The organism is Stenotrophomonas sp. GL_111, assembly GCF_057835245.1.
The window spans coordinates 4,355,001-4,369,001 of record NZ_CM174421.1 but is presented as its reverse complement, the minus strand read 5'-3'; the positions used below and the strand labels follow the sequence as shown (position 1 = coordinate 4,369,001).

Annotated in this window: 11 protein-coding genes (1 of these 11 cut by a window edge); 8 read left to right on the top strand and 3 right to left on the bottom strand. The window is 68.8% G+C overall.

What is annotated here, in order from left to right:
• Positions 1 to 42: 42 nt before the first annotated feature.
• From folE to AC3IPM_RS19355, 4 genes are all read left to right on the top strand, one after another.
• The gene (gene folE, locus AC3IPM_RS19370) at positions 43 to 645 is read left to right on the top strand and encodes a GTP cyclohydrolase I FolE (RefSeq protein ID WP_489301850.1); all 603 of its coding nucleotides are present in this window, start codon (positions 43 to 45) and stop codon (positions 643 to 645) included.
• Positions 646 to 727: 82 nt separating this feature from the next.
• Positions 728 to 2,197, top strand: a complete 1,470-nt coding sequence (locus AC3IPM_RS19365; protein ID WP_489301849.1) for a DUF3375 domain-containing protein — start codon at positions 728 to 730, stop codon at positions 2,195 to 2,197.
• Positions 2,184 to 2,885, top strand: a complete 702-nt coding sequence (locus AC3IPM_RS19360; protein ID WP_489301848.1) for a DUF4194 domain-containing protein — start codon at positions 2,184 to 2,186, stop codon at positions 2,883 to 2,885. The genes AC3IPM_RS19365 and AC3IPM_RS19360 overlap by 14 nt, the downstream gene beginning before the upstream one ends.
• A 19-nt stretch (positions 2,886 to 2,904) precedes the next feature.
• Positions 2,905 to 6,435: an SbcC/MukB-like Walker B domain-containing protein gene (locus AC3IPM_RS19355; protein ID WP_489301847.1), complete on the top strand. Its 3,531-nt coding sequence runs from the start codon at positions 2,905 to 2,907 to the stop codon at positions 6,433 to 6,435.
• Positions 6,436 to 6,482: 47 nt separating this feature from the next.
• On the opposite strand, the gene AC3IPM_RS19350 is transcribed toward AC3IPM_RS19355, so the two are convergent.
• Positions 6,483 to 7,256 (bottom strand): sulfite exporter TauE/SafE family protein, encoded by a 774-nt coding sequence (locus tag AC3IPM_RS19350; RefSeq protein ID WP_489301846.1) that lies wholly within the window; start codon positions 7,254 to 7,256, stop codon positions 6,483 to 6,485.
• 114 nt (positions 7,257 to 7,370) lie between these two features.
• Here AC3IPM_RS19350 and AC3IPM_RS19345 point away from each other — a divergent pair, with 114 nt between their 5' ends.
• Entirely contained in the window at positions 7,371 to 7,766 is a 396-nt protein-coding gene (locus AC3IPM_RS19345) for a YchJ family metal-binding protein (protein WP_489301845.1), read from the top strand.
• Here the strand turns inward: AC3IPM_RS19345 and AC3IPM_RS19340 are convergent.
• Complete coding sequence (locus tag AC3IPM_RS19340) at positions 7,745 to 9,052, bottom strand: GGDEF domain-containing protein (RefSeq protein WP_489301844.1); 1,308 nt, start codon at positions 9,050 to 9,052, stop codon at positions 7,745 to 7,747. The genes AC3IPM_RS19345 and AC3IPM_RS19340 overlap by 22 nt on opposite strands.
• Before the next feature lie 167 nt (positions 9,053 to 9,219).
• Here AC3IPM_RS19340 and egtB point away from each other — a divergent pair, with 167 nt between their 5' ends.
• The 3 genes from egtB to AC3IPM_RS19325 are packed head-to-tail and all read left to right on the top strand — an operon-like array spanning position 9,220 to position 13,728.
• On the top strand, positions 9,220 to 10,521 hold the full coding sequence (egtB, locus tag AC3IPM_RS19335; RefSeq protein WP_489301843.1) for an ergothioneine biosynthesis protein EgtB: 1,302 nt from the start codon (positions 9,220 to 9,222) through the stop codon (positions 10,519 to 10,521).
• Positions 10,518 to 11,492, top strand: a complete 975-nt coding sequence (gene egtD, locus AC3IPM_RS19330) for an L-histidine N(alpha)-methyltransferase (RefSeq protein WP_489301842.1) — start codon at positions 10,518 to 10,520, stop codon at positions 11,490 to 11,492. Before egtB ends, egtD begins: the two co-directional genes overlap by 4 nt.
• Before the next feature lie 55 nt (positions 11,493 to 11,547).
• Positions 11,548 to 13,728, top strand: coding sequence for a lytic murein transglycosylase (locus tag AC3IPM_RS19325; protein WP_489301841.1), 2,181 nt, complete (start codon positions 11,548 to 11,550; stop codon positions 13,726 to 13,728).
• A 71-nt stretch (positions 13,729 to 13,799) separates the two neighbouring features.
• Here AC3IPM_RS19325 and AC3IPM_RS19320 read toward each other — a convergent pair whose 3' ends face one another.
• Positions 13,800 to 14,001, bottom strand: the 3' end of a protein-coding gene (locus AC3IPM_RS19320) for a benzoate/H(+) symporter BenE family transporter (protein ID WP_489301840.1). The gene runs 989 nt beyond the window's last position; 202 of the gene's 1,191 nt are visible here — the last part of the coding sequence; its start codon lies beyond the right edge, outside the window; its stop codon occupies positions 13,800 to 13,802.

The window sequence follows — 14,001 nt, the reverse complement described above, 5'->3', positions numbered from 1 at the left end:
GTCTCGGGTACGATGCTCACCCCCCCTCGGGTGCTGTATGTAATGAGCAAGAAAGACAACGACGCCACCCCGGTCACCCAGGCCGATGCCGAATCGGCCGTGCGCACCCTGCTGCGCTGGGCCGGTGAAGACCCCACCCGCGAAGGCCTGCTGGATACCCCGCGGCGCGTGGCCGAGGCGTATGGCGACTGGTTCAGCGGCTATCGCGATGACCCGCGCGCCTACATGGAGCGCACCTTCGAGGAAGTGGCCGGCTATGACGAGCTGATCGTGCTGCGCGACATCGAGTACGAAAGCCACTGCGAACACCACATGGCGCCGATCATCGGCCGCGTGCACGTCGGCTACCTGCCGGCCGGCAAGGTGGTGGGCATCAGCAAGCTGGCCCGTGTGGTCGAGGCGTATGCGCGCCGCTTCCAGGTCCAGGAAAAGATGACCGCGCAGATCGCCCAGTGCATCCAGGACGTCCTGCAGCCGGTCGGCGTGGGCGTGGTGGTGGAAGGTGGGCACGAATGCATGACCACCCGCGGCATCCACAAGCGCGGCGTCAGCATGGTCACCTCCAAGATGCTGGGCAGCTTCCGCGAGGACGCCCGCACCCGCGCCGAGTTCCTGCGCTTCATCGAAGTAGGCGGCAAGCGCTGAGCACATCCCATTCGCGCTGCGGCCATCGCTGGCCGCAGCCTCGCGCCGTGGGCGCTCCATTTTTGCCGACCCTCACGCCTGCATGAAGCACCGCGAACGCATCACCCGTTACCGCCACCTGCGCGAACAGCCGCAGTGGAAGCTGCTGGCTGCGGCCAACGCCCCGGAAATCATCGGCCTGCTGCAGAGCCTGCTGATGGACGGGGAGCGCACGCTGCCCGCCGCGGTCCTGCATGAGCGCCTGCAACGCGCCTTGGACCAGCTCAACGGCGAAGAGCTGTCGCGCGATCTGCCGCGCACCGCCCAGGCCTACATCGCCCATTGGCTGGCACAGGGCTGGCTGGAACGGCGGCTGCCCGAGGGCGCCGATCAGGAACAGTACGAACTGTCCACCCAGGCGCTGCAGGCCATCCGCTTCGCCGACAGCCTGGAACAGACCCGCGTGGCGGCCACCGAAAGCCGGCTGGCACTGGTCATCGAACAGCTCTCGCAGTTGGCCGCGCAGACCGAATCCAATCCCGATGCCCGGTTGTCGGCGCTGCGCGACGAGCGCGACCGCATCGATGCGGAGATCGAGAAGGTCGGGCAGGGCCGCATCGTGTCGCTGGACAGCAAGCGCGCGTTGGAACGTGCACGCCAGATCATCGGCCTGGCCGATGAGCTGACCGAGGACTTCCGCCGCGTCCGTGATGACTTCGAGAAGCTCAACCGCGACTTCCGCGAACGCATCATCGATGACGAAGGCGAGCGTGGCGACGTGCTGTCCAAGCTCTTCGAAGGCGTGGATGTCATTGGCGAAAGCGACGCCGGCAGAAGCTTCCAGGCGTTCTGGCGGCTGCTCAACGACGCCGAACAAAGCGCCCAGCTGGATGCCGCGCTGGAGGCCGTGCTCGCCCGCGGCTTCGCGCGCAGCCTGGCCCGCGAGGAGCGCACCTTCCTGCGCGGCTTCACCAGCGCCATGCTTGATCGCGGTGGCCAGGTGCATGACGTGCTGCAGCACTTCGCACGCAGCCTGCGTGGTTTCGTGCAGAGCCGTGGCTACCTCGAGCAGCGCCGCCTCACCCAGCTGCTCAAGCAGGCCCAGTCCGAAGCGCTGGCGCTGCGCGATGATTTTCCCGCCCAGCGCGGCATCGGCCGCGACCTGCAGCTCACCACCAGCCGCCCGCGTTCATGGTCGCAGTGGAAGCTGCACGATCCGCGCAGCGCGCATGTGGATGGCAGCGTGCAGCGCAACGACGCGGCCAGCATCAGCCTGGAAAGCGTCGGCGACCTCGTGGCGTCGTCGGAAATCGACTTCCGCACCTTGCGCCGCGACCTGCATGACCTGCTGGGCCTGCAGCCCAAACTCACCATCGCCCAGGCCCTGACCCAGCGCGAGGCCGCGCAGGGCTTGGGCAGCGTCATCGGCTACCTGTCGCTGGGCACCCGCTTTGGCAACGTGGTGGAGGGCGAACAGGAAATCGCCCATTGGCGTGGCGGCGATGGCCAATGGCGTCGCGCCCGCATTCCACTGGTTTGGTTCACCCAGGAGAAACGCCATGAACTGGCATGAAGACCCCATTGAAGCCGTCCGCAGCGATACCGAGGCCGCCGATTACGATGCCGAGCCGGTCGTGGTCACCCCGCTGCCGCGGCGTAGCAACGACGTGTTCTACCTCGGTGATACCGGTCGCCTGCCGCTCGATGCGCGTCGCGCGCTGTGCCAGCTGCTGATCGGGCCGAGCATCGACCAGCTGCGCCACGCCAAGCTGTGGCCCGCGCTGATCCGCAGCGAAGCGGCGATCCGCTCGGCGCTGGCCGACCTGTTCCTGGAACTGGTACTGGACCGCGACAGCGGCGTGGCCTTCACCCGCCAGGCCGACACCGAGGACATCGAGGCGCCGGTACTGCTGCGCAGCTCGCCGCTGACCTTCATCGACTCGGTGCTGCTGCTGTACTTGCGCCAGCAACTGGCCGAGGCCGATGCGCGCGGCAATCGCGCGGTGGTGGCCGATACCGAGATGGCCGACGCGCTGGCCATCTACGAGAAGAACCTGTCCACCGACCGTGCCGGCTTCAATCGTCGCGTGGCCGCGGCCGTGCAGAAGATGAAAGAGAACCACATCCTGACCCGTCTGGCGGGCCAGGAAGATCGTCACGAAGTATCGCCGGCACTGAAGCTGCTGTTCTCCGCCGAAGATGTCTCTGCGCTGTCGGCGGTCTACCGCCAGCTGCGCGAGACCCCGGCTGCCCAAGCCTGACCGGAACGACCGACAACGCATGGCCATTTCCAAGCACACTCCCGCCCTGTTCACCGAAGGTCTGTCCGACCCGCGGCTGCGCCAGTTCCGCATGCGCCGCCTGCAGGTACACAACTGGGGCACCTTCAACGGCCTGACCGAGGTGCCGATCGCCGAGCGCGGCTTCCTGTTCGTGGGCCGCTCGGGTTCGGGCAAGTCGACCCTGCTCGATGCCATGTCCGCGCTGCTGGTACCGCCGGCCATCGTCGACTTCAACGCCGCCGCGCGTGAAGCCGAGCGCAGCGGACGCGACCGCAACCTGGTGTCCTACGTGCGCGGTGCCTGGGCCGACCAGCAGGACCGCGGCACCGGCGAAATCGCCACCCAGTACCTGCGCAAGGGCGCCACCTGGACCGCCTTGGTGCTCGAATACCGGGCCGGCGACGGCCGCGTGGTCAGCCTGGTGCGTCTGTTCTGGATTGCCGGCAACGGTACCGCCGCCGCCGATGTGCGCAAGCACTACCTGATTGCCGAGCGCCCGTTCGATGTCGCCAAGGATCTGGGCGGTTTCGACCTGGACCTGCGCAAGCTCAAGCAGAAGCTGGGCGACGTGCACCACTTCGACAGCTTCACCGGCTTCGCCGAACGCTTCCGGAACCTGCTCGGCATCGACAACGACATGGCGCTGCGCCTGCTGCACAAAACGCAGTCGGCCAAAAACCTGGGCGACCTCAACGTCTTCCTGCGCGACTTCATGCTCGACACGCCGCGCACCTTCGATGCGTCCGAGCGCCTGGTCAGCGACTTCGCCGAACTCGACGCTGCCCATCAGGCGGTGGTGACCGCGCGCCGCCAGGTCGAAACCCTGCTGCCCGCGCGTGAGCTCCACGCCGAGCTGAAGGCGATGAACCTGCAGCGCGCCGACGAAGAGACCCTGAAGCTGGGGCTCGACAGCTTCCGCGAGTCGCGCCTGCAGCAGCTGCTGGAAAAGCGCCTGCAGGACATCGAGGTGCGGCATCGCGGCCTGCTCGGGGAAGAGACCCAGCGTCGGCAGACGCTGGCCAACCACGAAGAGCACCTGGGCGACCTGGAGCTGCAGCGCCGCCAGCAGGGCGGCGAACGCATCGAGGAGCTGGAGCGCGAACAAGGGCGTGCCCAGGCCGAGCGCGACCGTCGTCAGTCCAAACGCGAACAGGCCCGCCACGCCGCCGACGCCCTGCAGGACGTGGTGCCTGAAGACGCGCATGGCTTTGCACAGCTGATCAACCGTGCGCAGGGCGAGCTGGACAATCGCCAGCAGGCCGCCGCCGCACTGGACGATGCCATCACCGAGCGCCTGTCCGGCAAGCAGGACGACACCCGCCGGTTCGGCGAGGTGCGCGCCGAACTGGAGGCGATGGAACGCAATCCGTCGAGTATTCCCGCGCCGCTGCAGAAGCTGCGCAGCCGCATGGCCGAAGAAACCGGCGTGCCCGAGGCGGCGCTGCCGTTCGTGGGCGAGCTGATCCAGGTCCGCCAGGGCGAGGGCGCCTGGCAGGGTGCGATCGAGCGCGTATTGTTCGGCTTCGCACAATCGCTGCTGGTGGAAGACCGCCATTACAACGAGGTCAACGCGTGGGTGAACCGCACCCACCTTGGCATGCGCCTCACCTTCTATCGGGTGCGCCGCAACGATGATGCCTTCGCCCGTGAGCCGTCGGCGCGCTCGCTGCTGCACAAGCTCGAATTCCGCGACAGCGTCTTCGAGCCGTGGCTGCGCCGCGAGCTGGGCAAGCGCTACGACTACGAGTGCGTGGATGCCAAACAGCTGCGCGACGTCGACCGCGGTATCTCCCGCGAAGGCCAGGTCAAGCATCCCGGCGACCGCTTCGAGAAGGACGACCGCAGCGCGATCAATGATCGCCGCCGCTGGCTGCTGGGCTTCAACAACCGCGACAAGCTGGCGCTGTTCCACAAGGAAGCGCAGGAGCTGGGCAAGCGCATCGCCGCGTGCGACGAGGACGTCGCGCGCCTGCGCGGCCAGCGCGACCGCGACAACGAACGGCGCTTGGCCTGCAACCAGCTGGTCAACTTCAGCTGGGAGGAAGTGGATGTCGCCACTTCCATCCAGCGCCTGCAGGACATCGAATCGGCGCTGCGCGAACTGCGCGAAGGCAACGCCGACCTGGCCCGCCTCGCGCAGCAGATCGACCTGACCCGTGCGGACATCGCGCAGGCACGGCGGACCTACGAAGACACCCGCGTCGAGCTGATCCAGATCGCCCGCGAGCGCGACAAGCTCGACGCCCAGCGTCAGCGCAGCCGTGCCCTGGTGCTGCCTGCGCTCGGCGTCACCCAGGCCGCGGGCCTGCAGCAGCGCCTCGACGCCTTGGGCGGCCTGAGCCTGGAGACGCTCGAAGCGCACATGCGCGAGATCAGCAAGGGCATCAACGAAAGCCTCGCGGCCTCGCAGCAGGACGTGCATCGCGTCGAGACCCAGCTGGTGGCCTGTTTCCGCCGGTTCGCCCAGGCGTGGCCGGAGGAATCGGGTGATTTCACCGTGTCGGTCGCCTCGGCCGACGACTTCCTCGCCCGCCTGCAGCGGCTGGAGCGCGATGGCCTGCCGCAGCATGAGGAGCGTTTCTTCGACCTGCTGCAGAACCAGAGCAAAAACAACCTGCTGGCCCTGCAGCGGCACAGTGCCGAGGCGCGCAAGTCGATCGGCCAGCGCCTGGATGAGGTCAACGCCAGCCTGGAGCAGGTGCCGTTCAACCGCGGCACCCTGCTGACCATCGAGCTCAGCGACCGGCGCTTGCCGGAGGTGCTGGAGTTCCACCAGCAGCTGCGCGACGTGCTCTCGCACCACCAGACCGAAGAACGCGAGGTGGCCGAAGCCCAGTTCGCGGTGCTGCGTGCGCTGGTCAAGCGCCTGGGTTCGCAGGAAGGCGAAGACAAGCGCTGGCGCGAGAACGTGCTGGACGTGCGTCTGCATGTTGAGTTCATCGGTGTCGAACTGGATGCCGCCACCCGCCAGCAGGTTGAAATCTATCGCAGCGGTGCCGGCAAGTCCGGTGGTCAGCGCCAGAAGCTGGCCACCACCTGCCTGGCCGCCGCATTGCGCTACCAGCTCGGTGGCGCCGACGGCCAGTTGCCCAGCTACGCCGCCGTGGTGCTCGATGAGGCGTTCGACAAGGCCGACAACGAGTTCACCGCGCTGGCGATGAACATCTTCGACAACTTCGGTTTCCAGATGGTGGTGGCCACCCCGTTGAAGTCGGTGATGACGCTGGAGCCGTTCATCGGTGGTGCCTGCTTCGTGGAAATCAGCGGTCGCCACGATTCGGGCGTGCTGCTGATCGAGTACGACGAAGAAGGCCGGCGCCTGAAGCTGCCCGAGCGCGCCCGTACCGGTGAGACCGCCGCCGCACCACCGGTGCTGGAAGCGGCCCCGGTCGACAGCGCGCCGACCCCGCCGCCGGCCGTTGTGGCCGCACCGGAGCCCGAGCCAGTGGTGATCGCCGCGCGCAAGCCGAGTGCTCCCCGCACGGCAACCAAGGCAGCCAAGGCACCCACCGCACGGACCAAGCGCTGAGATCCAGCCGCGGCGGGTCGGCATTACGCCGGCCCGCCGTGTCGCCGTCAGGCGAACGTGTCCCAGCCCATCCGCGCGATCAGCACCACCACCAGGCCCACGAACAGCTTGCGGATGAACGGCGTGCCGCCACGCAGGGCCAACCGCGTGCCCACCACCGAGCCGACGATGTTGGCCGCGGCCATCGGCACGGCGAACAGCCACAGGATGTTGCCGGTCGGCACGAAGAACGAGATGGCGGCCACGTTGGTCGCCAGGTTCACCACCTTCGAGGCGGCCGAGGCACGCAGGAAGTCCAGCCCGAAGAAGCGCACGAACAGGAAGATCAGGAAGCTGCCGGTACCGGGCCCGAAGAAGCCGTCGTAGAAGCCGATCACCGCACCGATCGCCAGCGCCGTGGCCAGTTCCCTGCGGCCGATCTCACGCGGCCGGTGCAGGGCACCGAAGTCCTTCTTCCACAGCGTGTAGCCCAGCATCGCCACCAGCAGTACCAGCACCAGCGGGCGCACCGCATCCTTGGGCAACAGGCTCACCGCCGTGGCCCCGGCGAAGGAGAACACGAACGCCGTGGCCGCCGCGAACAGCACCGGCCGCCACGGGAAGCGTACGTTGCGCGCATAGCGCCACGCCGCCGCCCCGGTGCCGAACATCGAGCTGAACTTGTTGGTACCAAACAGCATCGCCGGGGTGTGCTGCGGCAGCACCGTGAACAACCCGGGCAACTGCACCAGCCCGCCGCCGCCCACGGCGGCATCGACCAGGCCGGCGATGAAGGCAATCACCACCAACCAGTACAGCTCAGGGGGAACCATCTCAAGCACGGCAGGACTTCGCGACGCAGGGCGCGCCAGCATACGCCTGCGATCGCGCATTGCCACACCACCGTGGCAGCCACCCCACATGACGCCGCACGCCCCAGGCGCGACAATGCCCGCATGAGCAAAGCCCCCACCGATCCCTGTCCCTGCGGCCGCCCGCTGGCCTACGCCGACTGCTGTGGCCTGTACCACGCCGGCACGCCCGCGCCCGATGCCGAAACCCTGATGCGCTCGCGCTACAGCGCCTACGTGCGGCAACGGGCGGACTATCTGTTGGCCAGCTGGCATCCCGACACGCGCCCGGCCGAACTCTCGCTGGACGAGGCGGCTGGCCAGCGCACCCAATGGCTGGGCCTGACCCTCCACGCCCACACCCAGACCGACCCGGACCACGCCCAGGTCAAATTCACCGCGCGCTACAAGGTCGGTGGCGGCAGTGCGGTCAAGATGCTCGAACACAGCCGTTTCCTGCGCCAGGACGGGCGCTGGTTCTACCTCGACGCGCTGCCCTGAGCCGCGCTGCTGCTGCGCACCGCCACGGGCCGTTGCTGGCCGTGGGCGCGCACGCAGTTGCGGCCGGCATCCTTGGCCGCATACAGGGCCTGGTCGGCGGCCTTGATCACCGCCTGTGCGCTGTCACCGGCACGGCTGTCGGCGATGCCGATGCTCACCGTCACCTGCACCACCGTACCGGCCCCGCCGCGACCGCGCTGCAGCCGCCCGAGTTCATCGTCGCCGGTCCGCGCCGTGCGGTCGCGCAACTGCATGCGCGCACTTTCCACCGTGGCCCGGATCGCCTCCACCGCCGCCACGCAGGCCGGGGCAGGGCGGTCCAGGAACACCAGCGCGAATTCCTCCCCGCCGTAGCGGAACGCCCGCCCGCCACCGCCCACCTCGGCCAGCCGCGCGGCCACCAGCTTGAGCACGTCGTCGCCGCTGTCGTGGCCGTGGGTATCGTTGAAGCGCTTGAAGTGGTCCACATCCACCATCGCAATCGTGTACGTCGTCCCCACCCGCTGCAGACACTCGTTCAACGCGCGGCGCCCCGGCAACCCGGTCAGCTCGTCGCGGTAGGCCATATGGAAGGATTCCTGCAGCATCGCCGACACGATCAGCAGCAAGGCCATGCTGGCCAGCGCCGGCAGCATCGCCGGTGACAGGAATACCCGCGGCAGCATCGCCCACACCGCCAGCAGCGCGATCAGCAGCGCCGTATGCAGCGGCCGCGGCTGTCGCAGCGCCTGCACGCCCAGCCCGAGGGTTGCCAGGCAGAACAGCAGCGTCGGCAGCTGTGCCAGCCGGCTCCAGCCGGTCGGCAGCCACGGCCAGTGCTGGTCGGACAACAGATCGTGCATGCCCTGCGGCCCCTGTGCGGCGAGCAGGCTGAACAGCCCCAACGCCGCGGCGCTGACTACCCCGCGCAGCAGCAGGTCCTGGCGCAGCCGCCCGCGTTCGGGCCATAGCCCATGCGCCAGCAACAACAACGGCAGCCACAGCGAAACGGCGTGGAACAGCAGCGGGGTCAGCGTCGACACCTTGCCGGTATTGAGAAAGCTGCCGACCAGGCCATGCAGCACCGCGAAGGCCAGCGCGATCGCCAGCAGCACGCAGACCGCGCGCACGCGGTTGTAGATCAGGCCCAGCCCAACGCCCAGGCAGGCCAGCACCAACGGCAGGATGCGATGCACCGGGCTGCCCACCTCGTCGGCCGGCGTGGCCGACCACACGCCCAGCGCCACCAGCACCGCAGGTAGAACGAACAGATAGTGGCCGGGCTGGCGTAGCAGGTGATTCCGCAAGGACGGTTCCACAGAACGGGCCGGCGCGGCATGGCCGCATCGTGCAGACCGGGCCACGCAGGCGAGGATCTACCGGTAGCGGCAGGCGCGTATTCAACTTGAGCGGCAACGCGGTGTGAGTACTGCCATGACGTCGCGCTCACCCGGGCTGCCAGATCCTGATCGCAATGAATACCGCCGTCGCCCCGCCGCCGCCCGTCGTGGCGTCGCCCACCGCCGCCCTTGCCGTGCGCTATGCCGGTGTACGCGCACGCAGCGTTGCCCTGGCCTCGCCGCTCAGTGCCGAGGACGCCATGGTGCAGAGCATGCCCGACGCCAGTCCGGCCAAATGGCACCTGGCCCACACCACCTGGTTCTTCGAACGCTTCGTGCTGGCCAGCCAGGCCGGGCACACGCCGTACAACGCCGACTGGCATTACCTGTTCAACAGTTACTACCAGAGCATCGGGCCGGCGCATGCCCGCCCGCAGCGCGGGCTGCTGTCGCGGCCGTCGCTGGATGAGGTGCTGCACTACCGCGCCCTCGTCGATCAGCAGGTGATCGGCCTGCTGCAGGCCGATGCGCTCGAACCGCCGGCACGCCAGCAGCTGCTGCTCGGTCTGCACCACGAACAGCAGCACCAGGAACTGCTGCTCACCGATATCAAGCACGCGCTGTGGTGCAACCCGTTGCAGCCGGCCTACCGCGACGACCTGCCGATCGTAGCCGGCGTCGCGCTGCCGTTGCAGTGGTGCGCCAGCCCCGAACAGATTGTGGAGATCGGCGCCCCGGCCTGGCCCGATCACGCCGCGTTCGCCTATGACAATGAATCCCCGGTCCACCGCGTGCTGGTGCCGGCGCATGCGCTGGCCAGCCGTCCGGTCAGCAACGCCGAATACCGCCAGTTCGTCCAGGCCGGCGGTTATCGCGAACCCGGGCATTGGATGAGCGAGGGCTGGGCGCTGTGCCAGGCCGAGCACTGGCAGCATCCGCTGTACTGGGATGACAGCCTGGAGCGTGAGTTCACCCTCGGCGGCTGGCGTACGCTGGACCCGCATGCACCGGTCTGCCACCTCAGCTACTACGAAGCCGATGCCTTCGCCCGCTGGAGCGGCGCACGTCTGCCCACCGAATTCGAATGGGAAGCGGCCAGCGCCGGCCAGCCGTTGCGGGGTCACTTCGCCGACGCCGACCTGCTGCATCCTGCGGGCCAGCCGGCGGGCGGGCAGGGCAGCGCTGCCGGGTTGCAGCAGCTGTTCGGCGATGTCTGGGAGTGGACCAGCAGCGCCTACGGTGCCTATCCGGGCTTCCGCACCTTCCCCGGCAACCTCGGCGAGTACAACGGCAAGTTCATGTGCGGCCAGTGGGTCCTGCGCGGCGGCAGCTGCGTCACCCCTGCTGATCACCTCCGCGCCAGCTACCGCAATTTCTTCGCCCCCTCGGCGCGCTGGCAGTTCGCCGGTGTCCGCCTGGCCCGGGACGCGGCATGAGCACGGTCAGCGACGCGCTGGAGGCGCTGACCGATCTGCAGCCTGACCGCGCCCGGATCACCGCCGACATCCTGCGCGGGCTGTCGCTGCGTCCGCGCCAGTTGCCGTCCAAGTACTTCTACGACGCACGCGGCTCGGCGCTGTTCGAACAGATCACCCGCCAGCCGGAGTACTACCCCACCCGCACCGAACTGCAGCTGCTGCAGGACTGCGCGGCCGACATCGCACGCGTGGTCGGCCCGCGCCTGCATGTGGTCGAACTCGGCAGCGGCAGTGGGCGCAAGACCGAACACCTGCTGCACGCGTTGACCGAACCGGTCGCCTACACCCCGATCGAAATCTCGCGTGCGGCCCTGCTGGACAGCATCGCGCGGCTGGCCCAGGCCCTGCCCGACATCGAGATGCTGCCGGTCTGCGCCGACTTCACCCGCCCGGTGCAGCTGCCTCGGCCACAGACACCGGCCGCGCGCCGGTTGCTGTTCTTCCCGGGCTCGACCCTGGGCAACTTCGTCGAAGATGACGCCATCGCACTGCTGCAGGCCATGCGCCAGACCATGGGCCGCGATGGCCTGGCCCTGATCGGCATCGACCTGCACAAGGATCCGGCACTGATCGAAGCGGCGTATAACGACGCCGCCGGTGTCACCGCCGCGTTCACCCTCAACCTGCTGCGCCGGCTCAACCGCGAGATCGGCAGCGACTTCGACCTCGACAGCTTCCAGCACCGGGCCCGCTACAGCGTGCCGCGGCTGCGCATCGAAACCGAACTGGTCAGCACCCGCGCGCAGACCGTGCAGATCGGCGAACACGCGTTCGATTTCGCCGAAGGCGAAGCGATGACCGTCGAATACAGCCACAAATACACCGACGCCTCCTTCGCGGCCTTGGCCGCAGCGGCGGGCCTGCGCGTCACCGCACACTGGAATGCGAGCACCCCTGCCTTTGGCCTGCGCCTGCTGCAGGCGGACTGAGCCTGCGCGCTTGCCGCTATGATGCAGGCTCACTTGGCCGCAAGGATTCCCGCCAATGAGGTTCACTACCGGCTGCCTGCTCGGCGCCCTCTGTCTGGCCAGTGCCACGGTCACGGCCGCGCCGCAGGACGACTTCGACCGCTGCCTGGCCACGCTGCAACCGCAGGCGCTCAAACAGGGCGTCAGCGCCGCCGGTTTCAGCCGCCTCACCGCCGGGCTCACCCCGGACCTGAGCGTGTTGCCGCTGCTCGATGCGCAGCCCGAGTTCACCACCCCGTTGTGGGACTACCTGGCCGCGCTGGTCGACAGCCAGCGCGTGGATGACGGCCGCGCGCGCCTGGCCGAGCATCGCGACCTGTTGAACACCGTCTCGACGCAGTACGGCGTCGATCCCGCCACCATCGTGGCGGTCTGGGGCGTGGAGAGCGACTACGGCCGCGTGTTCGGCAAGCGCCCGCTGCTGCAATCCCTGGCCACGCTGTCCTGCAACGGTCGCCGCCAGCCGTTCTTCCGTGGCGAGCTGCTGGCCCTGCTCAAGCTGCTCGACGCCGGCGACCTCAAGGCCGAAGGCCTCACCGGTTCCTGGGCGGGCGCGTTCGGGCACACCCAGTTCATGCCCTCCACCTATGCGCGCATCGCAGTGGACGGCGATGGCGACGGCCGCCGCGACCTGGTCGCCAGCATTCCCGATGCCCTGGCGTCCACGGCCAACTATCTGAGCAAGGCCGGCTGGCGTACCGGTCAGCCCTGGGGCCTGGAAGTGACCCTGCCCGCGGGCTTCAATCCGGCCCTGGCCGGCCGCACCCAGCGCAAGCCGCTGGCCAGCTGGCGCGCGCTGGGCATCGTCCCGGTCGGCGGTGGCGCACTGGCCCCGGCCGGATTGCCGGCCGACAGCAACGCCGCCCTGCTGCTGCCCACCGGCGCCAAGGGGCCGGCCTGGCTGGTGTTCCGCAACTACGACGCGATCTACGCCTACAACGCCGCCGAAAGCTATGCCCTGGCCATTGCCACCCTGGCCGACCGCCTGCGCGGCGGCCCCGGCATCGTGGCGGCCTGGCCCACGGATGACCCCGGCATCGGTCGCCGCGAACGCCGCGAACTGCAGACCCTGCTGCTCGCCCGTGGCCACGACATCGGCAGTGCCGATGGCATGGTTGGTACCGCCACCCGCCGCGCCATCCAGGTCGAACAGCAGCGCCTGGGCCTGGCCCCGGCCGACGGCCGCGCCGGCCAACGCATCCTCACTGCCCTGCGCGGTGCGCCCGCCACCCCGATTGCCACGACGACCGCCATGCCTGCATCCACCGTGTTCACCCTGCCGCCCAACCATGCCCGCCTGATGCAGTCCCCGGCCGGCCCCGGCGCGGCCCTGCCCAAGGTTGAGGGCCTGAGCTTGGGCACGGTGCAGGGCTTCCCCGCCTGGAAGGTGGAGACCCCGTTTGCCACGGCGGCCATCGCCGTGTTCGGCGGCCAGCTGCTGTCCTACATCCCCAAAGGTGGCCAGGACGTGTTGTGGCTGTCGCCCAGCGCGCAGGCATTGCCCACGCCCATCCGCGGCGGCAGCCCGGTGTGCTGGCCGTACTTCGGCCGCCAGGGGCAGGGCAACGACGTGCCCGCGCACGGCTTCGTGCGCACCCTGCCGTGGACCCTGAAGGACGCGCGGCGCGAGGCCGATGGCAGTGTCGTCCTGACGCTCGCCCCGCCCACGTTGGACAACCTCTCCCTGCGCCTGCGCATGGAACTGCGCATCGGCCGCACCCTGGAACAGCGGCTGGTCACCGAAAACACCGGTAGCCAGACAGTCAGCTTCACCCAGGCGCTGCACAACTACTTCAAGGTCGGTGACGCCTTGCAGGTCAACGTTGAAGGCCTGGACGGCCTGCCGTACCTGGACAAGTTCGAGAACTACGCCACCGCCCGCACCCAGCAGGGCGACTGGAACCTGCGCGACCCGCGTGACCCTGGCCGCAGTGACCGCGTCTATACCCGGGCCGGCGGTCGCTATGTATTGAAGGACCCGGCACTGAAGCGGCGCATCGAGATCACCACCCAGGGCAGCCGCTCGCTGGTGGCGTGGAACCCGGGCGAAGCGGGCGCGACCAAGATGGCCGACGTCGGTGCCGGCTGGCGCAACTATGTGTGCCTGGAGGCGGCCAATGCCGGCCCGGACGTGGTGACCCTCGCCCCGGGCGGGCGCCATGTACTGCAGCAGACCTTCTCGGTGGCACCCCTGTGAGCGCCAGTCCCCACAATGCCTGGGATTCGCGTTCTATTTCCTGATCCGGGTCCTCGCCGGCGACTGACGGGTCAGCCGGCCGGCGTCCGTGGCCGCAGTGCCAGCAGGCAGATCCCACCGGCCACCAACCCCCAGAACGCCGAACCGATCCCGGCCAGCGACACGCCCGAGGCGGTGACCAGGAACGTCACCAGCGCCGCCTCGCGGTCGGCCTCCTCGCGCAGCGCCATCGACAGGCTGTTGGCGATCGTGCCGAACAGCGCGATGCCCGCC